Origin of the sequence: Pseudomonas ficuserectae, from assembly GCF_024584585.1 — a bacterium.
GTDB lineage: Bacteria > Pseudomonadota > Gammaproteobacteria > Pseudomonadales > Pseudomonadaceae > Aquipseudomonas > Aquipseudomonas amygdali.
Genome location: NZ_CP085684.1, coordinates 1,118,942 through 1,142,056 on the forward strand (window position 1 = coordinate 1,118,942; position 23,115 = coordinate 1,142,056).

General features: G+C 57.2%; 21 protein-coding genes and 1 pseudogene. 12 read left to right on the forward strand and 10 right to left on the reverse strand.

Annotated features, from left to right (window positions below; genetic code table 11):
* Window positions 1-109 precede the first annotated feature (109 nt).
* The 9 genes from LJU29_RS05000 (at window position 110) to LJU29_RS05040 (ending at window position 9,789) form a co-directional block, all read left to right on the forward strand.
* Entirely contained in the window at window positions 110-1,369 is a 1,260-nt protein-coding gene (locus tag LJU29_RS05000) for an ATP-binding protein (protein WP_257111733.1), read from the forward strand.
* Window positions 1,366-1,929 (forward strand): response regulator transcription factor, encoded by a 564-nt coding sequence (locus LJU29_RS05005; protein WP_002555185.1) that lies wholly within the window; start codon window positions 1,366-1,368, stop codon window positions 1,927-1,929. Before LJU29_RS05000 ends, LJU29_RS05005 begins: the two co-directional genes overlap by 4 nt.
* An 89-nt stretch (window positions 1,930-2,018) precedes the next feature.
* Window positions 2,019-3,752: an ABC transporter ATP-binding protein/permease gene (locus LJU29_RS05010; protein ID WP_054996920.1), complete on the forward strand. Its 1,734-nt coding sequence runs from the start codon at window positions 2,019-2,021 to the stop codon at window positions 3,750-3,752.
* A 98-nt stretch (window positions 3,753-3,850) separates the two neighbouring features.
* Complete coding sequence (locus LJU29_RS05015; protein WP_002555183.1) at window positions 3,851-4,600, forward strand: FadR/GntR family transcriptional regulator; 750 nt, start codon at window positions 3,851-3,853, stop codon at window positions 4,598-4,600.
* 296 nt (window positions 4,601-4,896) lie between these two features.
* Window positions 4,897-5,808: a 5-dehydro-4-deoxyglucarate dehydratase gene (gene kdgD / locus LJU29_RS05020; RefSeq protein ID WP_257111734.1), complete on the forward strand. Its 912-nt coding sequence runs from the start codon at window positions 4,897-4,899 to the stop codon at window positions 5,806-5,808.
* A gap of 163 nt (window positions 5,809-5,971) precedes the next feature.
* Entirely contained in the window at window positions 5,972-7,357 is a 1,386-nt protein-coding gene (locus LJU29_RS05025; RefSeq protein ID WP_005754211.1) for an MFS transporter, read from the forward strand.
* 10 nt (window positions 7,358-7,367) lie between these two features.
* Window positions 7,368-8,921: a galactarate dehydratase gene (garD, locus tag LJU29_RS05030; protein WP_004666231.1), complete on the forward strand. Its 1,554-nt coding sequence runs from the start codon at window positions 7,368-7,370 to the stop codon at window positions 8,919-8,921.
* A 244-nt stretch (window positions 8,922-9,165) separates the two neighbouring features.
* On the forward strand, window positions 9,166-9,405 hold the full coding sequence (locus LJU29_RS05035; RefSeq protein WP_257111735.1) for a PLD nuclease N-terminal domain-containing protein: 240 nt from the start codon (window positions 9,166-9,168) through the stop codon (window positions 9,403-9,405).
* 189 nt (window positions 9,406-9,594) lie between these two features.
* Window positions 9,595-9,789: a hypothetical protein gene (locus LJU29_RS05040; RefSeq protein ID WP_257111736.1), complete on the forward strand. Its 195-nt coding sequence runs from the start codon at window positions 9,595-9,597 to the stop codon at window positions 9,787-9,789.
* Between the two features lie 251 nt (window positions 9,790-10,040).
* On the opposite strand, the gene LJU29_RS05045 is transcribed toward LJU29_RS05040, so the two are convergent.
* The 3 genes from LJU29_RS05045 to LJU29_RS05055 all read right to left on the reverse strand — a co-directional run bounded on the left by LJU29_RS05045 (window position 10,041) and on the right by LJU29_RS05055 (window position 13,161).
* Entirely contained in the window at window positions 10,041-10,241 is a 201-nt protein-coding gene (locus LJU29_RS05045) for a hypothetical protein (RefSeq protein WP_005754207.1), read from the reverse strand.
* 219 nt (window positions 10,242-10,460) lie between these two features.
* Window positions 10,461-11,246, reverse strand: a complete 786-nt coding sequence (locus LJU29_RS05050) for a sulfite exporter TauE/SafE family protein (RefSeq protein WP_004666230.1) — start codon at window positions 11,244-11,246, stop codon at window positions 10,461-10,463.
* A gap of 91 nt (window positions 11,247-11,337) precedes the next feature.
* Entirely contained in the window at window positions 11,338-13,161 is a 1,824-nt protein-coding gene (locus tag LJU29_RS05055) for a sensor domain-containing phosphodiesterase (protein WP_005754205.1), read from the reverse strand.
* A 298-nt stretch (window positions 13,162-13,459) separates the two neighbouring features.
* Here LJU29_RS05055 and LJU29_RS05060 point away from each other — a divergent pair, with 298 nt between their 5' ends.
* Window positions 13,460-13,927, forward strand: coding sequence for a GNAT family N-acetyltransferase (locus tag LJU29_RS05060; RefSeq protein ID WP_057453466.1), 468 nt, complete (start codon window positions 13,460-13,462; stop codon window positions 13,925-13,927).
* A gap of 13 nt (window positions 13,928-13,940) precedes the next feature.
* On the opposite strand, the gene LJU29_RS05065 is transcribed toward LJU29_RS05060, so the two are convergent.
* Window positions 13,941-14,441: a GAF domain-containing protein gene (locus tag LJU29_RS05065; RefSeq protein ID WP_005754201.1), complete on the reverse strand. Its 501-nt coding sequence runs from the start codon at window positions 14,439-14,441 to the stop codon at window positions 13,941-13,943.
* Window positions 14,442-14,786: 345 nt separating this feature from the next.
* On the opposite strand from LJU29_RS05065, the gene LJU29_RS05070 reads away from it, so the two are divergent.
* Window positions 14,787-16,055, forward strand: a complete 1,269-nt coding sequence (locus LJU29_RS05070) for an OmpP1/FadL family transporter (RefSeq protein WP_004656740.1) — start codon at window positions 14,787-14,789, stop codon at window positions 16,053-16,055.
* Between the two features lie 229 nt (window positions 16,056-16,284).
* Window positions 16,285-16,782, forward strand: a complete 498-nt coding sequence (locus tag LJU29_RS05075; protein WP_257111737.1) for a hypothetical protein — start codon at window positions 16,285-16,287, stop codon at window positions 16,780-16,782.
* Window positions 16,783-16,829: 47 nt separating this feature from the next.
* On the opposite strand, the gene LJU29_RS05080 is transcribed toward LJU29_RS05075, so the two are convergent.
* The 6 genes and pseudogenes from LJU29_RS05080 to LJU29_RS05100 all read right to left on the reverse strand — a co-directional run bounded on the left by LJU29_RS05080 (window position 16,830) and on the right by LJU29_RS05100 (window position 22,986).
* Window positions 16,830-18,419: a hybrid sensor histidine kinase/response regulator gene (locus LJU29_RS05080; RefSeq protein WP_054996610.1), complete on the reverse strand. Its 1,590-nt coding sequence runs from the start codon at window positions 18,417-18,419 to the stop codon at window positions 16,830-16,832.
* 46 nt (window positions 18,420-18,465) lie between these two features.
* Window positions 18,466-19,095 (reverse strand): response regulator, encoded by a 630-nt coding sequence (locus LJU29_RS05085; RefSeq protein ID WP_005734219.1) that lies wholly within the window; start codon window positions 19,093-19,095, stop codon window positions 18,466-18,468.
* Window positions 19,096-19,311: 216 nt separating this feature from the next.
* Window positions 19,312-20,193, reverse strand: a complete 882-nt coding sequence (locus LJU29_RS29510) for a methyl-accepting chemotaxis protein (RefSeq protein ID WP_369812046.1) — start codon at window positions 20,191-20,193, stop codon at window positions 19,312-19,314.
* Window positions 20,170-20,937: pseudogene (locus LJU29_RS29515) on the reverse strand (MCP four helix bundle domain-containing protein); the annotation flags it as partial. The pseudogene LJU29_RS29515 and the gene LJU29_RS29510, both read right to left, overlap by 24 nt.
* A gap of 266 nt (window positions 20,938-21,203) precedes the next feature.
* Complete coding sequence (locus LJU29_RS05095) at window positions 21,204-22,127, reverse strand: proline iminopeptidase-family hydrolase (protein WP_002555168.1); 924 nt, start codon at window positions 22,125-22,127, stop codon at window positions 21,204-21,206.
* Between the two features lie 94 nt (window positions 22,128-22,221).
* Window positions 22,222-22,986, reverse strand: coding sequence for a LuxR family transcriptional regulator (locus LJU29_RS05100; RefSeq protein ID WP_005754191.1), 765 nt, complete (start codon window positions 22,984-22,986; stop codon window positions 22,222-22,224).
* Window positions 22,987-23,115 lie beyond the last annotated feature (129 nt).

Sequence of the window (23,115 nt, forward strand, 5' to 3'; positions counted from 1 at the left end):
GCGATGCCGGACTGCTCTGGTGTGCGGTGCGTTGACGCACTTTTCCAGTTTTACCTCTCGCTTGGTTATACTCGCTGTGATCCGCCTGGAGCACTCATCAGGAGAGCTCATGCTCGCCCCCGTTCAAATGCTTTCAGCCACACGTCAAAACCTGTGGCGCCTGACATTCATCCGTATTCTGGTGCTGGCCGCGCAAGCCGGCTCGGTAGGTATGGCCTGGCTGTTCGACTTTCTGCCACTGCCGTGGCTGCAACTGTCGATCACCCTGGGCTGCTCGCTGGTGCTGTGCGGGCTGACAGTCATTCGTCTGCGCACCTCGCTGCCGCTCACCGAGCTCGAATATGCGCTGCAACTGGCGCTGGACCTGCTGATTCACAGCGCGCTGCTGTATTACTCGGGCGGCTCGGCCAACCCGTTCGTGTCTTATTATCTGGTGCCGCTGACTATTGCCGCCGCCACACTGCCGTGGCGTTACTCGCTGATTCTGTCCGGCTTTGCGCTGAGCATGTACACCTTGCTGATGGTGCGTTCCTACCCGCTGGAAACCGATTCCATTGCCCGGGAAAACATGCAGGTCTACGGCATGTGGCTGAGTTTTGCGCTGGCGGCTTCCGTCATCACCTTTTTCGCGGCAAAGATGGCCGAAGAGCTGCGTCGCCAGGAGCAGTTGCGCGCCGAGCGCCGGGAGGAGGGCTTGCGCGATCAACAACTGCTTGCCGTCGCGACTCAGGCCGCAGGCGCGGCCCATGAATTGGGCACTCCACTGGCGACCATGAGCGTGCTGCTCAAGGAAATGCGCCAGGACCACGGTGACCCTGCTTTGCAGGACGACCTGTCGGTGTTGCAGGAGCAGGTCAAGCAGTGCAAACAGACCCTTCAGCAACTGGTGCGTGCCGCCGAAGCCAACCGGCGTATGGCCGTTGAGCAGCAGCCTGCCACCCGCTGGCTGGACGAATCCCTTAACCGTTGGCATTTGATGCGCCCGGAAGTGAGCTACCGCTTTTACCAGTTGGGCAAGGGCGAGGTGCCGATGCTGGCCCCGCCACCGGACCTTACCCAGGCGCTGCTCAACCTGCTCAACAACGCGGCCGACGCCTGCCCCGATGGCCTTGAAGTCAACCTGAACTGGGACAGCACAGAAGTCTGTATCAGTATTCGCGACCACGGCGCAGGTGTGCCGCTGGCGATTGCCGAACAGATCGGCAAGCCGTTCTTTACTACCAAGGGCAAAGGTTTCGGCCTGGGTCTGTTTCTGAGCAAGGCCAGCGTCACCCGTGCGGGTGGCGCGGTAAAGCTCTACAGTCATGAAGAAGGCGGTACGCTCACCGAGCTGCGCCTGCCCCGAGATACGCGAGGAGAAGAAGCATGAGTGACGAAGACATCCAGGTCGAAGGCGAAGAGCTGCCGCACCTGTTGCTGGTCGATGACGACGCGACGTTCACCCGTGTAATGGCGAGGGCCATGAGCCGTCGTGGTTTTCGTGTGAGCACCGCAGGTTCAGCCGAGGAAGGCCTGGCGCTGGCGCAGCAGGACATTCCTGAATACGCCGCGCTGGACCTGAAAATGGATGGCGATTCAGGTCTGGTGCTTTTGCCCAAGCTGCTGGAAATGGACCCGGACATGCGTGTGGTGATCCTCACCGGTTATTCGAGCATTGCCACGGCGGTCGAAGCCATCAAGCGCGGCGCGTGCAATTACCTGTGCAAACCGGCTGATGCCGATGATGTGCTGGCGGCTCTGCTGTCCGAACACGCCAACCTCGACACGCTGGTCCCCGAGAATCCGATGTCGGTGGATCGCTTGCAGTGGGAGCACATCCAGCGCGTGCTGACCGAGCACGAGGGCAATATTTCCGCCACAGCCCGGGCGCTGGGCATGCATCGCCGGACCTTGCAACGCAAGTTGCAGAAGCGCCCTGTGCGGCGTTAATGAAGGTTTTTTCATAGTGGTCGTGTAGGCGTTTTTTTGCTTCATTGTGATCAGGCATCGTACTTTCAAAGAGAGCGAGCCTGACCTACATGAATCGCAATGCTGAATATTCTGCCGTCAACGACACTGTGAAAGGGGCGTTTCTACGCCGCGTCTGGAAGCTGATAACGCCGTATTGGCGCAGTGAGGAAAAGGTCACCGCCTGGCTGTTGCTGGTTTCGGTGATTGCGCTGTCGCTGTTCAGCGTACAAGTGTCGGTCTTCTTCAACAGCTGGTATCGGGATTTTTACAACGCGCTGCAGAATAAGGACCTGGCTGCCTTCACCCACCTGATCCTGTACTTCAGCGGTATCGCCGCGATCGCCATTTTGGCAGCGGTTTATCGTCTGTACCTGACCCAGTTGCTGACCATTCGCTGGCGTCGCTGGCTGACTGAACAGCACTTCGCCCGCTGGTTAGCAGACAAGAACTACTACCACCTGGAGCAGGGCGGGTATACCGACAACCCCGACCAGCGTCTGTCCGAAGACCTCAACGAGTTCACCACCAGCACCCTCAGTCTGGGGCTTGGCTTGATGAGTGCGGTCGTCAGTCTTGTCTCGTTCTCGGTCATTCTCTGGGGCGTGTCGGGCAGCATCGAACTGTTCGGGGTCACCATACCCGGCTATATGTTCTGGGCGGCCCTGCTTTATGCGCTTATCGGCAGCCTGTTGACGCACTGGATCGGCAAGCGCCTGATCCCGTTGAACAACCAACAGGAGCGCTTTGAGGCGGACCTGCGTTTTGCTCTGGTGCGCGTTCGGGAAAACGCCGAAAGCATTGCCTTGTCCGAGGGCGAGCGTAATGAAAACCAGCGCCTCAGCGGGCGCTTCATGATGATCTGGAATAACTTCCGGGCATCCATGAAAGTCCAGAAGCGACTGACGTTCTTCACATCAGGTTATTCGCAGATTGCCCTGATCTTTCCTTTTATCGTGGCTGCGCCGCGGTATTTTTCGGGCAAGATCGAGTTGGGTGATCTGATGCAGATCAATTCGGCATTCGGTAATGTGCAGGAGAACTTCAGTTGGTTCATCAGCGCCTACAGCACGCTGGCCTCATGGCGCGCCACCTGTGACCGCCTGCTGAGCTTCCGTCAGGCCATGACTGATCATGAAGCGCAGCAACCGGCCATTGAAAGGGTTCACGCTAACGACACACTGGACCTGCGTGGCCTGGAATTGAGCCTCGCAGGGGGGCGTCAACTGTTGAGCGATGCCAATCTGCATATCGGTCCGGGAGAGCGAGTGATGCTCAGTGGTCGCTCGGGCAGTGGCAAAAGCTCGTTGCTGAAGGCTTTCGGTGGTCTATGGCCGCACGGTTCGGGCCAGATTTGCTTGCCCACAGGGACGGCGCTGTTCCTGCCGCAACGGCCTTATCTGCCCATCGGCACATTGCGTGATGCAATGAGTTATCCACAACCTGCGCAACGCTACCCGGCAGAACGCTTTGCAGAGGTGCTGAACCAGTGTCGTCTGGAGCACCTGATACCGCGACTGGATGAAAGTAATCACTGGCAACGCTTTCTGTCGCCCGGCGAGCAGCAGCGAGTGGCGTTTGCTCGCGCCTTGCTGGTCGCGCCAAGCTGGCTGTATATGGATGAGGCCACCTCGGCCATGGATGAGGATGACGAGGCTGCCATGCACCGCGCAATCATTGATGGCCTGCCCGGTTTGACGCTGGTCAGTATCGGACATCGCAGCAGCCTCAAACGCTTTCATGGTCGGCATGTGCGTATCGAGGGCGCAAAACTGCTTGAGCAACCGACACCAGCAGCGGTTTGAGGTTAGTGCTGTTGGGCGGGTGGCGCTTTTGAGGGTGTGATCATACAACCGCTGAGCTATGATTAGCCCATGTTTAGCAGTCCAGAGATCGATGTTGGATGGAAAATCAAAGCGCTCCGCCCCGCGCCCGTAGAAAACACCGCAGCCTCGCGCAGGAGTTGGTGACTGAGCTGTCCGAGCGAATTCGCAGCGGTCAGCTCAAGCGTGGCGACAAACTGCCTACCGAATCCGCAATCATGGAAGAGCAGGGCGTTAGCCGCACCGTGGTACGCGAGGCGATTTCGCGCCTGCAAGCGTCCGGTCTGGTCGAGACCCGCCACGGGATCGGCACCTTCGTTCTCGATACGCCAAGCCCCAGTGGGTTCCGTATCGATCCGGCCACCATTGTCACTCTGCGTGATGTGCTGGCTATTCTCGAATTGCGTATCAGCCTGGAAGTCGAGTCGGCCGGGCTGGCAGCCCAGCGGCGCAGTGACGAGCAGTTGGCGGCGATGCGTTCGGCGCTGGATGCGCTCAATGAAAGTGCCGCACACGCCACGGATGCGGTGGCGTCTGACTTCCAGTTCCACTTGCAGATTGCGCTATCGACCGGCAATCGCTACTTCACGGACATCATGACCCACTTGGGCACCAGCATCATCCCGCGCACACGGTTGAACTCTGCGCGTCTGGCCCATGATGATCAGCAGCACTACATGGACCGCCTGAGCCGCGAGCACGAAGAAATTTTCGACGCCATCGCCCGTCAGGACTCCGATGCGGCCCGCGCCGCCATGCGCCTGCACCTGACCAACAGCCGCGAACGCCTGCGCCACGCCCACGAAGAAGCCGAGTCGCAGCGGGCCTGACGATTAAAGAGGACGCAGAGCGTCCAGAACGGCATGCGACGCGGAGCGTCGCACGATAGGTTAGGTGGATTGAGGCCTATCGTTCCTCACGCTCCAGCGTGGGAATGCCTGTCGTGACGCTCTGCGTCACAAATCTACGCGGCATCGCGTGAGCCAAAAACGGCCCCGGTCCTCTCCCTCTGAAAAAACCCGAAAATCCCTGTTGAGTGATTTTATTATCAGTTGTACGATGACTTACGACATCGGCACTGACCCGGTGATCCTCTAACAATTATGTCCTCCAGGGTGTTCGAATAATGAATCCACAAGAACTGAAGTCCATCCTCTCATCCGGTCTGCTGTCTTTCCCGGTTACCGATTTCAACGCTCAGGGCGACTTCCATCGCGCGGGCTACATCAAACGCCTCGAGTGGCTGGCACCGTACGGCGCCAGCGCTCTGTTCGCCGCAGGTGGCACAGGTGAGTTCTTCTCCCTGGCCGCCAGCGAATACTCCGAAATAATCAAGACTGCCGTCGACACCTGCGCCACCAGCGTGCCAATCCTGGCCGGTGTAGGCGGTCCGACCCGTCAGGCCATCGAGTACGCTCAGGAAGCCGAGCGTCTGGGCGCCAAAGGTCTGCTGCTGCTGCCGCATTACCTGACCGAAGCCAGTCAGGACGGCGTTGCCGCCCACGTTGAAGCGGTGTGCAAGTCGGTGAAGATCGGTGTGGTTGTCTACAACCGTAACGTCTGCCGCCTGACCCCAACCCTGCTGGAGCAACTGGCCGAGCGTTGCCCGAACCTGATCGGTTACAAGGACGGTCTGGGTGATATAGAGCTGATGGTTTCGATCCGCCGCCGTCTCGGCGACCGCTTCTCGTACCTGGGCGGCCTGCCGACCGCTGAAGTCTATGCCGCTGCCTACAAGGCGCTGGGCGTGCCGGTTTACTCGTCTGCGGTCTTCAACTTCGTGCCGAAGCTGGCTATGGACTTCTACCACGCCATTGCCCGTGACGATCACGAGACGGTCGGCAAGTACATCGACGATTTCTTCCTGCCGTATCTGGAAATCCGCAATCGCAAGGCCGGTTACGCCGTGAGTATCGTCAAGGCGGGCGCAAAAATCGCCGGCTACGACGCAGGCCCGGTGCGTGCGCCATTGACTGACCTGACTCCGGACGAGTGCGACATGCTCGCCGCGCTGATGGACAAACAAGGCAAGCAGTAACACCCCCAGGACAAAACCGCTGAGCGATCAGCGGTTTTGTCGTTGGAATGCATGACCCTTACAGGTGGTAGCTGTCGTCGCCGCGACACTGCCAAGGGGCCTGTAATGCAACACCCAAAAACAGCTTTACCCGCGTAAAAAAATAATCAGTGGGAGCTCTACCATGCAAAAGTCCAAGCCGACGCACGTCCGCTATTTGATTCTGTTGATGCTGTTTCTGGTCACCACGATCAACTACGCCGACCGTGCCACCATCGCTATCGCTGGTTCCAGCATCCAGAAAGACCTCGGCATCACTCCGGTCACTCTGGGCTATATCTTCTCCGCATTTGGCTGGGCCTACGTGGCCGGTCAGATCCCCGGTGGCTGGCTGCTCGACCGTTTCGGGTCGAAGAAAGTCTACGCCATGAGCATTTTCACCTGGTCGCTGTTCACCCTGCTGCAAGGCTATGTGGGTGAGTTCGGTATTTCCACCGCCATCGTCGCGCTGTTCATGCTGCGCTTTCTGGTCGGGTTGGCTGAAGCGCCTTCCTTCCCGGGCAACGCCCGCATCGTCGCCGCCTGGTTCCCGACCGCCGAGCGCGGCACGGCCTCGGCGATCTTCAACTCGGCGCAATACTTCGCCACCGTTCTGTTCGCTCCGCTGATGGGCTGGATTGTCTACACCTACGGCTGGCAGCACGTGTTCGTGGTCATGGGCGCAGTCGGTATCCTGTTCTCGATGATCTGGATGAAGGTCATCTACGGTCCGCGCAATCACCCGATGATCAACGAGGCCGAGTTCGAGCACATCTCCAACAATGGTGCGCTGGTCGACCTGGATCAGGACAAGGGCAAAGGCAAGGAAAAAGCAGCCAGCAGCGGACCGAAGTGGGATTACATCCGCCAGTTGCTGACCAACCGCATGATGCTGGGTATCTACCTCAGCCAATACTGCATCAACGGTATCACCTACTTCTTCTTGACCTGGTTCCCGGTGTACCTGGTTCAGGAGCGCGGCATGACCATCCTCAAGGCGGGTATTATTGCCTCGTTGCCAGCTATCTGTGGCTTCATTGGCGGCGTGCTGGGCGGAATCATCTCCGACTACCTGCTGCGCAAGGGCCACTCGCTGACCTTTGCCCGCAAGGCGCCGATCATCGGTGGCCTGCTGCTGTCCACCTCGATCGTGACCTGCAACTACGTTGACATCGAATGGGTGGTGGTAGGCTTCATGGCCCTGGCATTCTTCGGCAAAGGCGTCGGAGCACTGGGCTGGGCTGTCATGTCCGATGTTTCACCCAAGCAGATTGCCGGTTTGAGCGGTGGTCTGTTCAACACCTTCGGTAACATTGCATCGATCACCACTCCGATCGTGATTGGTTACATCATCAGCAGCACCGGCTCGTTCAAATGGGCACTGGTGTTCGTGGGCGCCAACGCGCTGTTGGCGGTAATCAGTTACATTTTCATCGTGGGTGAAATCAAGCGTGTGGAATTGAAAGAGCCGCCTGCCAAGGGGCCATTGCTGAACGACTCGGTCAGCGACCTTTCCGAAGCGAAATCCTGAGGAAACCGTGATGAACCTGATTCAACATGCCGATTCGCCGCGCTATATCCGGCTGCATCCGCTGGATAACGTCGTGGTCGTGGTCAACGACCAGGGCGTGCCGGCCGGAACCGAATTCGACAACGGCCTGGTGACTGTCGATAACGTCCCGCAGAGCCACAAGGTCAGTACTGTTGACCTGGCCGTGGGCGAGGCCGTGATTCGTTACGGCCACACCATTGGCTATGCGCTGCAACCGATACCGCGTGGCAGCTGGGTCAGGGAAGACCAATTGCGCATGCCCTCGGCACCTGCGCTCGACAGCCTGCCGATGTCCGACGCGGTGCCCGAGAAACAGGCCCCGCTGGAGGGTTATACCTTCGAAGGCTATCGCAACGCTGACGGCACCGTGGGTACCCGTAACATTTTGGGTATCACCACCACCGTGCAGTGCGTGACCGGTGTGCTCGACCACGCGGTCAAGCGCATCCGCGACGAGCTGTTGCCCAGGTACCCGAACGTCGATGACGTCGTGGCCCTGACTCACAGCTACGGCTGCGGCGTGGCAATCACTGCCACCGATGCCTATATTCCGATTCGTACTGTGCGCAATCTGGCACGCAACCCGAACCTGGGTGGCGAGGCGCTGGTGATCAGCCTGGGCTGCGAGAAGTTGCAGGCCGGGCAGGTGATGCATGAGGGCGACAGCTCGGTGGACCTCAGCGAGCCTTGGCTGTATCGCTTGCAGGATTCCAGTCATGGCTTCAATGAAATGATCGAACAGATCATGGAACTGGCCGAAACACGTTTGAAAAAGCTGGATCTGCGGCGTCGCGAAACGGTTCCGGCGTCGGAGTTGATCCTTGGCATGCAGTGCGGCGGCAGTGATGCGTTTTCCGGCATCACCGCCAACCCGGCGCTGGGCTACGCCTCGGATCTGTTGCTGCGTGCCGGTGCGACGGTGATGTTTTCCGAAGTAACCGAAGTGCGCGACGCCATCTATCTGCTGACATCCCGCGCGCAGGACCAGGAGGTCGCGCAGGCTCTGGTGCGGGAAATGGACTGGTACGACCGTTACCTGGCCAAAGGCGAGGCAGATCGCAGCGCCAACACTACACCTGGCAACAAGAAAGGCGGTTTGTCGAACATTGTCGAGAAGTCTCTAGGGTCTATCGTCAAGTCAGGCAGCAGCGCCATCAATGGCGTGCTCGGCCCTGGTGAGCGGGTCAATGGCAAGGGGCTGATCTTCTGCGCTACGCCTGCCAGTGACTTCGTCTGCGGTACGTTGCAATTGGCGGCCGGTATGAACCTGCATGTGTTCACTACCGGACGCGGTACGCCGTATGGTCTGGCGATGGCACCGGTGGTGAAGGTCTCGACCCGCACCGAACTGGCTCAGCGCTGGCCTGACCTGATCGACATAGACGCCGGACGCATTGCCACAGGACGCGCAAGCATCGAGGACCTGGGCTGGGAGCTTTTCCACTTCTATCTGGATGTGGCCAGCGGCAAGAAAAAGACCTGGACCGAGCACTACCGGCTGCATAACGACATCACGCTGTTCAACCCGGCACCGATTACCTGACGGGAGTGTGACGCGGAACGTCACGAACGGCATCCCCACGCCGGAGCGTGAGGAACGACGTGCAGAGGAATACGCCTATCGTGCTCATGCTCTGCTTGTGTGTGCCGTTCTGGACGCTCTTGCCTCTGGGCTGAGCACCCGGTCACAATCCGAAAGATTCTCTGAACTTTAGGCCGCTTTCCAGCATCTTCTACAGTAGGGCAGCCGGTCTGGCTGCCTTCGTTGATGGTGCAGGAGATTTCAAATGGGTTGGATATCGGAAAATCATTTGTGGCTGTTTGCAGCGCTGACTGCTCTGATCGTGATTTCGGACATTTGGGCAGTCATGCGTATTCGCAAGAGCAAGACACAATCCAGCAACAAGCTGATGTGGATCATCGTTGTTGTTGCCGTGCCGATTGCTGGCGTATTGGCCCTGCTGGTCGCTGGTCCGCGCCATGTGAACACGCCTGCCAGGCCTGAGCAGCAAAGCACCAAGTACTGACCCCGCCTTCCGGAAATACCCCGCTCATGAGTGTGGGTATTTCTCTCGCAGACCGCTCATTCCTGTTTCACAAACCTTCTTTTCACAAAGATGCGCTTGTGGCTGGCAAAAATAAAAATCTCTGCAATTCTTCTGTCATGGTGAGGTGTTTACATGCTCGCCATCCAGACCCGAACAAGGAGAGAGCACATGTCGATCATTACCAAGTGGGCGTTGCAGGCGGTTGCATTGTTTGTGTTGGGCTGGGTGGCAACGACGACAGCGAATTGGAGCAACAACACGGCCAACGGTACAGGCAATGATCGCTTGGCGGAGCTGAGCGCTGGTGTCCTGAGCAGTCCGGTCCTGACTGCTTCTTCGTCGCAAACAGTGGGAAGCGAATAGCCCGGCCTGATCCATGGAGGAGTGCTGGTACTTTTCTATAGGCAAAAAAAAGGCCCACAACGGGGTGGGCCAAATGGGATTCATCAAAGGAGTAGGGTCAATTTACTCAGCCGGACGTGAAGAGGATGTGAAACGGATGTCATGGAAACGAGAAGTGGTTCGATAATTCAAGCGGCGTGGTGACGGGGTGAAACAGCGTCGCCGGTTGCGTGGCAACGCTGTGTCGAGTGATTCGCGGGGATGGGGTCGGTCTAGCGGGCGGCCGCCTGAACGCTTATTTCGGCGGCTGCGCGGCGTGTCATATGCGGCAGCGAATGAGGCGCGTCGATTCTGGATTTCATGCGGTCGGCAAATTCTCTGGCTTCCTGCCAGCTCCGGCATTTGACCGGATAGTCGTCCAGTATTACAACCCAAGCGCCGCCATATACACCTTCTTCAATTCGGATGAGCATTGTTGGCATCTCCTTTCAGTGAGGGTAAGTCTGTGCCGGGTCATCGGCGCTGAAGCTGACGCACGAAATCCTGCGCCGAAAATCGGTGTCTCGCTACAAAAAATTATAATTCCCGATGAGTGCGCACGGCCTGCAGGCAAACCGGCTCTGCGGCTTTCGAGACTGTGTTCGTGGGCAAGCCTGACTCAGAAATGTGACAGGCTGATGGATAGGCGCCGATCAGAACACCAGCTTGAAGCCGATCATGCCCAGCATGATGGCCAGGAAAGGCCGCAGCAGGTCGTCGGAAACGCGGCCCGCCATGTGGCTGCCCAGGTAAATGCCCGGCAATGAACCCATCAGCAGCCAGCCCAGCAATTCCCAGTTCATGTTACCCATGCTCGCGTGGCCCAGACCTGCAACCAGCGTAAGAGGGACGGCGTGGGCGATTTCCGTGCCTACCAGACGCCGGGTCGGTAGCAGAGGGTAGAGGATGAACAACGCCACGGTACCCAGCGCGCCCGCACCAATGGACGTCAGTGCGACCATGGTGCCGAGGATCAAGCCGGTGATGACGGTCAATACTGTCAGGCTCGTACCGCTGAAAAACGAATGTCCATCCCCGCGACCATGAGCGAAGGCCAGCAGCTTTTTCTTGAACAGAACGGCCAGGGCAGTCAACAGCAGTACAAAGCCCAGCGCCTGCTTGATGATCGCGTTCAGGGCCTCAGGTGCGGTATGCAGTGTGCTCAGGAACCACAGCGTCAGCAGCACGGCAGGGACGCTGCCCAGGGTCAGCAGACCGGTGACTTTCCAGTCGATGTTGTCATTCTTGCGATGTACCAGAACCCCGCCGGATTTGGTAATCGCTGCATATAGCAGGTCCGTGCCGACCGCTGTGGCCGGGTTGATGCCGAACCACAACAGAATGGGCGTCATCAGCGAGCCGCCGCCGACTCCGGTCATGCCAACGATAAAACCGACTACCAACCCTGCAACTACAAACCCCAGACCACCCGCTTCCATAACCAACCTATTCAAGCAAACGCATCAGGCAAAAAGTGGCGGGCAGCATAACGGCTTGTGTTGCAAACGGTTATGAAGAAGTGTTCTAAGGTTATAACCGTTTGTCGCGGATGACAGCGGCTTCGGCGGCTTCGGTGACCGTTTGCAGGCGGCGGTCCGGGCCTAGCCAGTTGAGTACGGCGTCGGCTTCCATAGGTTTAGAAATCAGATAGCCCTGCCCCTCATCACAGCCCCATTGCTTGACCAGGCGGCGAATTTCGTCTGTTTCGATGCCTTCGGCCACCACGCAATAACCCAGCTTCTTGGCAAGGCCGATCAGTGCCTTGACCAGACGCTGATCGGTCTTGTCAGACGCCAGATTGCGAATCAGCGACTGATCGAGCTTGACGGTGGTCGCGGGCAATTGCCGCAGGTAGTTCCAGTTGCTGTAGCCCGTACCAAAGTCATCGATCGCCACATCCATGCCCATCTGACGCATGCGTTCCAACTGGTGACGCACTTCGGCCGGGTTGTGCATCAACGCGCCCTCGGTGAACTCCAGCTCAAAGCGTGTGGGGTCGATCTTGTGCTGACCCAGCAGGCGAATCATCCGGTCAGTGAAAGCCGGACCGGTAAGGTCTTCCGGGGTGACGTTGATCGCAATACGGAAATCGAAGCCTTGTTGCTGCCAGCGCGCGGCCTGCTCGATTGCGCTTGTCAGCACCCACAGACTCAGCGGACGCATGAGTGCGGTTTTCTCGGCCAGCGGTACGAATTCGGCAGGCCCAATGGGACCGAGCGTCGGGTGGTTCCAGCGCAGCAAGGCTTCTACCGAGGTGCACACACCAGAGGCGAGGTCGATGCGCGGCTGGTAGACCAGGCGCAGTTGATCATGCGAGTGGACTGCGCTGGTCAACGAACTGAGCAGTTTGAAAGCACGTTGCTGGGCGGCATCGAAGTGCGGCTCGTACGTCGCCCAGCCCAGATTCCGGTCGCGGGCATCATCGGCAGCGCTGATGACCATGCGCATCCAGTCCTGCTCTTCGGTCGGGTCGCGGTTCAGGGTGACAACCCCCAGACCCACCTGCATCTGCACCGGGATGCCCCGGCATTCTACCGGTGTCTCGAAGTCTTCGAGAATGGTACGAAACAGATGATCAGGCGCTCTTTCTCCGGGCAGCAGAAAGCCGAAGCGGGTAGGGCTGACCTTGTACAGCGAACAGGTTGGCGGCAGCAGATGCTCCAGGCGGCTCTTGATTTCTGTCACCAGATCCTGAGAGAAGCTGTAGCCCAGAGCCTTGACGATATCGTTCAGGAACGCAGAGGTGATCATGTCCACCACGACCAACTGATAATCAACGCTCGATAGCAGTGCCTGATGGATGTCTTCCTGCAGGCGTGACCGGTTGTACAGGCCGGTCGGCTGATCAATGAAGCAACTGAGGCGCAAGCTGACTATGCGCTTCATGACCAATGAGGCGAAACGCTTGAGCATCTGCATCTGATGCTCGCTCATCGGTTCACGCGGCTTGGTGTCGATCACGCACAGGCTGCCCAGAGCGATGCCGTCATCGGTAATCAGCGGGGCACCCGCGTAGTAGCGAATATCGGGGTGGCCGGTCACCAGGCTATTGTTCATGAACCGGTCGTCGAGGGTCGCATCCGGAATTTCAAACAGCGAGTCGGAAAGGATCGTGTAAGCACAGAAGGAGACGTTGCGTGGCGTTTCCTGGGCATTCAAACCCACTCTGGCGCGAAACCACTGACGGTGTTCATCGACAATCGAGATCAACGCAATCGGCGCCTGGAAGAAATCGGCGGTCATCGCCACGATTTCATCGAACACGTCGTCAGAGGTGTTTTCAAGTACGCACAGCTCCCTGATGCGCAACAGACGTTGCGTTTCATTCAGCGGAATGGGGGCACTGGCGTTCATAAAATTCTCGATGGGTGTTCGGTGATGACTATATGACATCACGGAACCGACTTTAACAGATGAAAAAAATTCAATCACAGGCGAGGTACAGGTTGATCGGCCGCAGACGGCTACTTTTTAAGCGCTATCGGTCGCGCAGCCCCATAAGATAAAGGGCCTGCCCGTTTGTATGCAGAGTGTTACAAAAAATGCCATTCGTCGTTTGGTTACACATCAGCAAAACGGTCATGGCCCGGTATCAACGAAGCCGGCTTTCACTGTGCTCTTCATGTGCGGTTTATCTGCCCAGGTACGAAAAATGGACATCAAGGTTCGACCCGCACGGAGAGCAGACGCTGACGCCATCAGTCGAGTGGTGCTGGCTGCCTTGCGCACCAGCAATGCCAGGGATTACCCAGTCAGTGTGATCGAGCGCGTGCAACTGAGTTTCAGCCCGTCTGCCATCGAGCGGCTCATGCAGCAACGTCGGATGTTTGTGGCGGTGGCGGTGGCGGTGGCGGGGGAGGTGGTTGTCGGAACTGCCAGCCTGGAGGGGCAGGTTGTGCGCTCGGTGTTTGTCGACCCTGACTGGCATCGTCGGGGCGTCGGGCGTTTGTTGATGGCAAAGCTGGAACGTGTCGCCCTGGAGACTGATATAGGGCTGCTGATTGTGCCGTCATCCTTGACTGCGCAGGAGTTTTACAAGGCGCTGGGTTTCAGGTTGGTGCGAGAGCATCAGGAAGGGGAAGAGCGCACATTGACCATGGAACGGCAATTGCGCACCTGAGGCATTCCATGCCTTAAGCAGTGACTTCCTGCATTTCCTGCAGTTGGTAGTGCGCGTAAAGCGTGCTGGCGATCAACGTGCAGAAGACTTTCAGGGTATCGAGCGTATCGGCATCGTCGAGTGGCGTCGGCAGGTTGTCCAGACCGCACAGCGTGCCGAAGAAGTCTCCGTTGGGGAAAATGATCGGCAACGAGAAATAGCTCTGAAAGCCATAGAGTTTCGGGATGGGGTGCTCTGCGTAGACCGCATCCGTGGCAACTTCGTTGATTACGATAGGACACTTATGCTGGCGCAATTCATTGCACAGCGTGGTTTCCAGTTTGAGCTCGTGACCGGCCTCCAGTCCGAACTTGATCTCGTCGTACACGGCACATGCCGTCCAGCTGGTTTCGGTTACTTTGGCAATTGCCGCGAATCTCAGGCCGGTCAGCCGGGTCACCAGCCTTAAAAGGCTGGAAGTGGCCTCGATCTCACTGATGACTGCCAGCTCTGCTGAAGTCAATTTGTTGTTCAAAATGCGTCACCCTGGTCATAAAAGCACTGATGCAGCCTTGGCAGTACGCCTGATGCTGCCGATCTTGTGCAGGAAGTGATCGTGCCATACCTGATCGTGGCTTACATAAAATATTGTGTTCCTCGCCTCCAACTATTTAACGAGTTTAATGCCCTTGTCAACGTTTAGGACTTACCCAAGAGGTGTGTACTAGTACATGTGTACTATAGGGATCCTATTTTTGGGTTGATAAAATCGCAGGTTTGCCAGCGCATGGAATGCCTGAAAACACTTTGCAGGTGTATGCAGGCAGTTTCTCCTTCAAACGGGTTGACCGGACCCCCTTTACTGCGAGCATTGAACACCATGCACAAGACGACCCTGGGCTTCACGGTTGCCATGATTTCCACGCACTTGTATGCAGGTGGCTTTGCGCTTAACGAGCAAGGTATAAGCGGCATGGGCACAGCGTTTGCGGGCCGGGCCTCTGCCGCCGAAGATGCCGGCACGGTATACGGCAACCCTGCAGGCATGGCGCGTCTGGCCGGCCAGCAGGTCACCGGTGGCGCTACCTTTATCGATGCATCGACGGATATCAGCCAGGCGAGTGGACGTTCGAGCGGCAGCAACGATGGCGACATGGTGCCATTCAAGGCCATCCCGTTCGGTTTTTATACTCGCAGGCTGAATGAACACTGGGCCATCGGCCTTGGCGCGTACGTGCCGTTCGGCCTGGCGACGGATTACGAACGCGGTTTTCAAGGGCGTGCCTTTGCCAGCAAGAGCGATGCAAAAGTTCTGACCCTGCAACCGACATTGAGTTATGCCTTCAATGACAGGGTATCGGTGGGCTTCGGGCCGACCATCAATCAGTTTGCCGGCTCGCTGGAGTCGGACCTGACGCTTAACCCGGCCATCGCCGACAGTAATGTGAAGGTGAAGGGCAAGGATGTCGCGCTGGGCTTCAATATCGGCGTTCTGGCCAGCCTGACTGATACCACGCAGGCTGGTTTGACCTACCACTCCAAAGTGCGCTACGACCTGGATTGCCACACCGAGGTTGCCACAGGTGCCGGTACGCCAGCCCAGTTGCTGAGCAGCAATCGCTATGACTGCTCGCTACAGGTCGATACTCCTGAATCCTACGAATTGTCAGTCACCCAGAAGCTCACCGATGCCTGGACACTTTATGCGGGGACGACCTGGACGCGCTGGAGTCGCATGAAGGACCTGAGTTTCAGCACCGAGAACATCAGCCCTGCGCGTGGAGGGATACTTGCTGCGTCCTTGTCTGGCGCTATCGCTGGCGGGCTGGACTGGCACGATACCTGGGCCTATGCGCTCGGCACATCGTATCGACTGGATTCACACTGGTCGTTGCGTACCGGCATTCGTCTGGATCAGTCACCGACCAGCAATACCAATCGCTCGCCACGCACACCGACCGGCGACCGTACGATCTTCAGTGTGGGGGCGGGTTATGACGTCAGCAAAGAACTGACCCTTGATGTTGCCTACGCCTATCTTAAAGAAGAAAGCGTTGATGTCAGCCGTGCCAATGCGCTGGCCAGTTACAGCGCGCGCTATCAGAACCGTGCCAGCTTTTTGGGCGTGGGGGCGACTTACCGTTTCTGAGAAAGTTGTCAGTCTGCAGAAGCAGTACATCCTTACTGTTACTAGTACATCCGTACTATGGCTGGCCCTGGTTCGGCAACTTAAGCTAATGCGCTGAATAACACCCTGACTTGTTGATGGCAGACGACGTTTTTATAACGTCGCCGGCCGCGCGTGCGCGACCGTAACAGGTCTTGCAGTGGTGTGAACGGATCACTCACAACAGACTTTGTTTTCAGAGGGAACGCGCATGGGTATTTCTCGCCATTTGGCAAACATAAGGGGGTTGGCGGCGATTACGCTGGTCACAGCAACCATGACGGCCTGTTCGACCGGTGGCGGCAACCCGCTCGATACCCTGACCGGTGATTACAAATATGCGCCTGACTATATAAAAGCCAACATCATTGCCCGCAAGTCGACCAAGGAACAGATTCGCCAGGCGTTTGGTGCGCCTTATTCGGCGCAGGACAATGTGTCCGATAACAGCTCTGAGTGGTACTACGATCGTAACGAATCAGGTCTTAACTCATTGACCAAAATGGCGGTCAAGTACTCCAACCGATACGGTTCCGGAGACGCGGCATCCACCTTGCTTCAAGGGCAATCGCGTATGGGCGATGCGCAGGAAATGATAGGCGACGCAAATACACTGAGCGGCACGCAAGCTACCGGAAGAAAAGCGTCGATTACGCGCATTTTCATCAAGTTCAAGGGCAATGTGGTTGAGCGCTTCACAACTGATTGACCACAGCTCGCTGCCCAACGTCTGCAAGCAACACATTCCAACGACTGTCAGTACACCGCCGAACCGGCCTTGAAACTCAGCAACAGCGAGCGCAGTTCGACCGGCCTTACCGGTTTTGATAGAACGGGGATATCCGGATCGTTCAGCGTCTGCCGGACGTGCTGAAGCTCATGGCCGGTAATCACGATGGCGGGTATGCGTCTTCCCTGCAGCCCGCTCAGGTAGGCAATGCAGTCGGCGCCCGAGGCCGTACGATCCAGATCGAAGTCAGTGACTACCAGATCACAGTCGACACTGATCTCGGGGATGCTGCTGAAGGTCTGTACCTCGCAGCCCCATCTGCGCAGCAACATGGCGGTGGCTTCAAGCACGTTGCGATTGTCTTCGATCAGCATGACGCGCAGACCGGAAAGCAGGCGGGTATTCCAGTTGATTTCGATGTTGTTCACCGGCTGGCTGGCGGCCACGGCTTTCAGGCCGCTGACGGTTACCGCAGTGCCGCGCTCGGGCACTGAACTGATATTGACCCGCAGATTCATGAGCCTGGCGATACGGCTGACGATACTCAGCCCCAGGCCAACACCTTCAATGTCGCGGTCACGCTTCTCGCGGACGCGATAGAACTCATTGCACAAGTGCGGCAAGTGCTCGGCGGGTATGCCGCGGCCCCGATCGTAAACACCAATGTTGACGGTGCCTTTTCGCCGGCGACAGCCAATCAGAATCGGTTTGCCCGGCGCGTATTTGAAAGCATTGGAGACAAGGTTCTGCAACAGCGTGCGCAGCAATGCCGGGTCGGTCCAGACGTGATGGTTGCCGCTGTGTACGCGAATGTCCACGCCAGCCCAGGTGGCAGCCTCGCTGTTCTGAGCGGCCAGCCCGTTGAGCAGTGCATCCAGGTCGACTGATTCGGGGCGCGGTGCGACTTCGCCCTGATTGAGGGTGTAGATGTCCAGCAACGAACGAAACAGTTGTTCTACCGCACTCAATGCCCGGTCGATGTTATTTACCAGACGTTGTTCGTTATCGCCCAAAGCCGCATCGCGCAGGCAGGCAGTAAACAGGCTGATGGAGTGGATCGGCTGGCGCAGGTCATGACTGGCCTGTGCCAGAAACCTTGACTTGGCCTGATTGGCTGCCTGGGTTTCTTCAAGGGCCATGTGCAGTCGGCCAAGCAGAAAATAGACAAACAGCGGCAGGACCAGCATGGTCAGGATCATCATGACGGCCACAGCATGGTGTTCACGCAGAAACGGCGTGAGCACGATGATGATCATCAACGAAATCATGGAAAAGCCGGTTGCCAGCAGCAGGTAGTTGCGCCCGTAGCGCATGCCGTAGCCGACCGTCATGCTCAGCATTACCGAGTACACCGGCAACATGGCCTCGCCGCCAACCGAGATCGTTACGATTCCCGCCAGATTATCGGTCACCAGGGCAAACAGACGTCGTCTGCCGGAGGCACCCGGGCGCTGGGCAATGCGTATGATCAGCCCCACCGTGACGACGCCGAAGCCCATGCAATAAGCCAGGATCACAAATAGCTTGTTCTCTGACATTTCATCCATCCCATACGCGATCAGTGCGTAAAGGATCGATGTGGCAATGACCGCCATGCGCAGCAGCGCCTGAGTCATTTCCAGATCTATTCGTTGGGGCAGTAATGACATGACGGCTACCGTCTCAGTGCTGTTTGCCGGCCAGGCTGGAAAACTGTGCAGCGGCAGCCGATCGGGTGGGCACACCAAGCGCCTTGAGCAGGCTGGAGACATGAATACGCACGGTAAAGGGTGAAATACCCAGATCCCTGGCGATTTCCTTATTGGTTTTTCCCGACGCCACAAGCCCCAGTACTTCTCTTTGACGTGCGGTCAGATGGCTGATTGCGCCAGAGTCCAGATCGCTCAGTAACGAACCTTCGGGCTTGTACTTGACCACCACTTCGCCATCGCGGATGGCGATGATGGATTCGGCAATTTCCAGGGGGTCTATATTTTTGCCGATGAAGCCATCCGCACCCTGAGACATGACCTGTGAAATGGTGTCCAGATCATCGACCATCGAGACGACAATGATTGAAGTGCGTTTGAACTCGCTGCGCAGGCTGCCGATGGTCTGCATCGAAGTGAGCCCAGGAAAGCGCAGGTCTAGCACCAGTGTGTCGACCTCATCACCCCGGCGTGCGAGGGTGAGTACTTCATCCAGATTGCCTGCTTCTTCAATAATCGCTTCGGGTATCAGCCGCTCGATAGTACGCAGCATGCCCTCACGAAACAGCGGGTGATCGTCGGCCACAATGATTCTGCACGGCATACCTCATACTTCCCGTATTCAAGTAGCGCGCATCATACCTAATAGCAGGTATTTGTATCGTTAATGAAACACATGAAATGCAACTTTAATGGCAGTCGAGTGCTGGCATTTTGTTATTGTTTTTTTGCCAGAAATGGCACTAACGCTATGAAAAGGTGCAGCAGACGAATCCGCTGCCCTGTCGCCATGCCTGATAGTTATGGATACCGTTTCGCATCATGTCTTGAAGCGCAGTACAAGATCATTCAAGTTGACTGCCAACTGCGAAAGTTCGGTACTGGCAATCAGTGTTTGCCGGGTGCCTTCGCTGCTCTGTACGGCCAGATCACGGATGCTGATCAGACTTCTGTCGACATCACGTGCTACATGCGCCTGTTGTTCCGATGCCGCAGCGATCTGCAGGTTACGATTATTGATCTCCAGTACCGAGTCGGTGATCTGGCGCAGCGATTGTCCGGCGTCTTCTGCCGTCTTGCGAGTACTGTGGACTTCCTGAGTGCTCTTCTGCATGGACTCGACTGTGGCCGAAGAACCGGCCTGAATCGCCGAGATCATCTGTTCGACTTCCTGAGTGGACGTCTGTGTGCGGTGCGCCAGCGCGCGTACTTCATCAGCCACCACGGCAAAGCCACGGCCTTGTTCACCGGCACGCGCGGCTTCGATGGCTGCGTTCAATGCCAGCAGGTTGGTCTGCTCGGCAATTCCGCGAATCACGCCCAACACTTTGCTGATGTCCTGTGCCTGGCCGGCCAGGGCCGTGACTTGTGCAGAGGAGCCCTCGACCAGGCCGGTCAGGTTGTGCATGGCGGTCAGGGTTTCGGTCACGCGCTGGTTGCCCAGATCGGCAGAGAGGCTGGATTGTTGGGCGGCCTGGGAGGTAGACGTAGCATTACGAGCGACTTCTTCTACGGCAGCACTCATTTCGTTTACAGCAGTGGCGGCCTGTTCGATTTCGCTGTTCTGTTGTTGCAGTGTACGGTCGGCGCTTTCGGTGATTGACGTCATCTCGACGGCAGCGGTACTTAATTGGGCGGATGCGCCGGAAATCTCATGAATGGTGGTACGCAGGTTCCCCGACATGGTGTTGAGGGCCGTCATCAAGCGTGATGCTTCGTCGCTGCCGGTAATGCCCAGTTGCCGGGTCAGGTCGCCTGCGGCGATGTCTTCTGCCAGTTTGAGGGAAGCGTTGAGCGGATCGACAATACTGCGTGTCAGGGTAATCGCCAGAACCACAGTCAGAAGGGACGCTGCAATAACAACGGTCAGCAATACATTGACGCTGTGGTTGTACACGTCGGTGGCATCTTTTCCGGAACTCACGGCTTCTTCAGCGTTGTGCCCACGCAGGGTGGTGAGTTTTTCCTGGTAGGCATTGGCGCGCTGAACCTGCTCTGAGTTCGCAAAGGAAACAGCTTTTTCATGATCGGAACTGTCCAGGGCGATGATCTGTTTCACGCCGTCGATGTAGGCCCCCATCTTGTTGTTGGCGTCTTCGAATTGCGCACGGTCGGCTTCGCCCGAAATCAGATTTTTCCGATAAAACTCGCTGTTCGACCTGAGCGCCTCTATCGCTTCCCGGGCTTTGGCTTCTGCTGTGCTGTGCACGGCAGGATCGGTACTGGCGAGCATCCTGATGCTTTCCAGACGAGCGTGAAGCAGGGCGATCTGAATGTCGTCGACGACCTGAATGCTGGGCAACGAGTTTTCTTCGATGTTCTGCTCGGCCGTGCGCAGATGGTCGATCTGCACGTAGGAGAATCCTCCGAGGCCAATCAGCAGCAAGGTAATAACGCCAAAAAACAGGGATGCCCTGCGTGAAATATTCAGCGATCTGATGTTCATGGTTGCCTCCAGCGGCAAAACAGGCGGAAGGGCAATACGTTCCTTTCCGATATCTGTTTTTCTGCTGACGCCTGAGGAGCTTTAATCAATCGCGATGAAAGTTATTTCATGATGGACATAATGCCATGTGGGTTCTGTTAAGCATCAGGCGCTAAAAGTCCCCGTCACAGAGTGAATAATGTTAACGGTTTACACAGTTCACTATTTCTAAAGTATTAACTCTAGTTGTAGGGGGGCGAGGTCTGTGTTCAGTCGGTATTGCAGGACTAAGCCGCTGACACGGTAGCGGCCACAGATAACTTATCCAGAAAACCTGCTACGCAGCCCATGCACGCCATTCTTTCTTCCACATGGGGCATGTGGCTTGACTCTCTGAACACCGACCAGCGAACGTCAGGGATGTTCTCCACGTAGGGTTTCACCACGAGTGGGGTGGCTTCGTCGTAAAACCCCGAAATCACCAATGTCGGGACCTTGATGTGTTCCAGCCTGTCGACAATGGTCCAGTTCTTCAGGGTGCCGATAACGTGAAACTCGGTAGGGCCATTCATGGCGTGATACACGGTCGGGTCCGCGTCGATCTGGTCGAAGGTGCGTTTCACCTCGTCCGGCCAGGGTGTGATGCGGCATACATGACGGTCATAAAATGCCCGCGATGCTTCAAGGTACTCAGGGTCAGTTAACGTTCCTGCCTGTTCGTGCTTGAGCAACGCAGCTTGCACAGCTTCAGGCAAGTCCTCGCGCAGTCGGTTGGCCTCGCTTACCCAGGTCTGCATGTCTGCCGGGGAGTTGGCGACAATCAGCGCTTTCAGCCCTTTGGGCTGGAGCACCGAATGTTCCGAAGCCAGCATGCCGCCCCACGACTGGCCCAATAACGCGTAATTGCCTTCGATGCCCAAGTGGGCAAGCAGGTTGTTCAGCTCTCTCAGGAACAGATCGACTGTCCAGAATTCGCGACTCTCATGGGGCAGGCGAGTCGACTTTCCGTTACCCAACTGGTCGTAATGGATCACCGCCTGACTGGTACTGGCGAGGTCCTTGAACGAGTCCACGTAATCATGGGTACAGCCGGGGCCGCCGTGCAGAATGACCAACGGTGTACGCGGGCCTTGCAAGTTGCCGGTGACGCGATACCACGTCTGATAGTCGCCGAACGGCGCAAAACCTTCCTTGATCGTCATGTCTGCCATGTCGCCGGTCCCTGCTGGATAGTTCGGGGCACCATAGCGCTGCGCGTGGCATCTTAAAACTATAGAAAATGATAGGTTTTGGCTGATGAACCGGTCATTGGTCGAGTAAACGGTAGTGAACGGCACGCACGACTGCCTGCACACGGTTTTTGGCACCCAGTTTCTGCATGGCCGAATTCAGATGCAGCGTCACCGTGGCGACCGAACGGTTGAGATGATCGGCGATTTCCCTGGCCGTCAGTCCTTCGGCAGACCAGCTCAGGCATTCACGCTCGCGGCGGGTGAGCTTGATCGCATTACAGGAGCGCATCTTCTGGTCAAACAGCGGGTAGGCGACTTCCTGAAAGGCATGAGCCAGCAGACCGAACTCGGCCAGGCTCTGCCGGGCATCTTCCAGTGCAGCGTCGCTGCTGTCGGAACACAGGCCTGTCAGGGTGGCGAAACCGCCCTTGGGCATGTGGATAGGCACTGTCACGCCACACGTCATGTGTGAGTCATGCAGGTAGCGCACCACCGGCTTGTGCATGTCGGTGATAAAGGTTTGCAGCACCGTTTCAGCCTTGGGCTGGTATGACCATACAAAAGGCGAAACGCTGGCCACCGCCAGGTGTTGCACCGGGTCGATCTGGTAGTACCCCTGGCTGCACCAGAGTGCGTGCCAATCGGCCGGGGTGTTGCGCAATGAAAGCAACGAAGGTGTGATCAGTGCTCCATCATGGGACACAGGCACCGGGCTGTAATCGTAAATCACTGCATCGAATCCAAGCTCCGATGCCAGTAACAGTGCGCAATCCATTTGCTGATCCACTGTAGATGCCGATTGCAGACGCGAATTGAAATCCGACAACCTGATATGCATGGTTTGACCTCCTTTGTCATAGAGCCGGTGTAGGGGACTTAATATAGCAATTAGCAAGGACAGTGCCACGCCTGCGTCCAACCGGCTGTCAGTCGTGTAAAACCTATAAGAATTGCTAGCTGTTTGCCA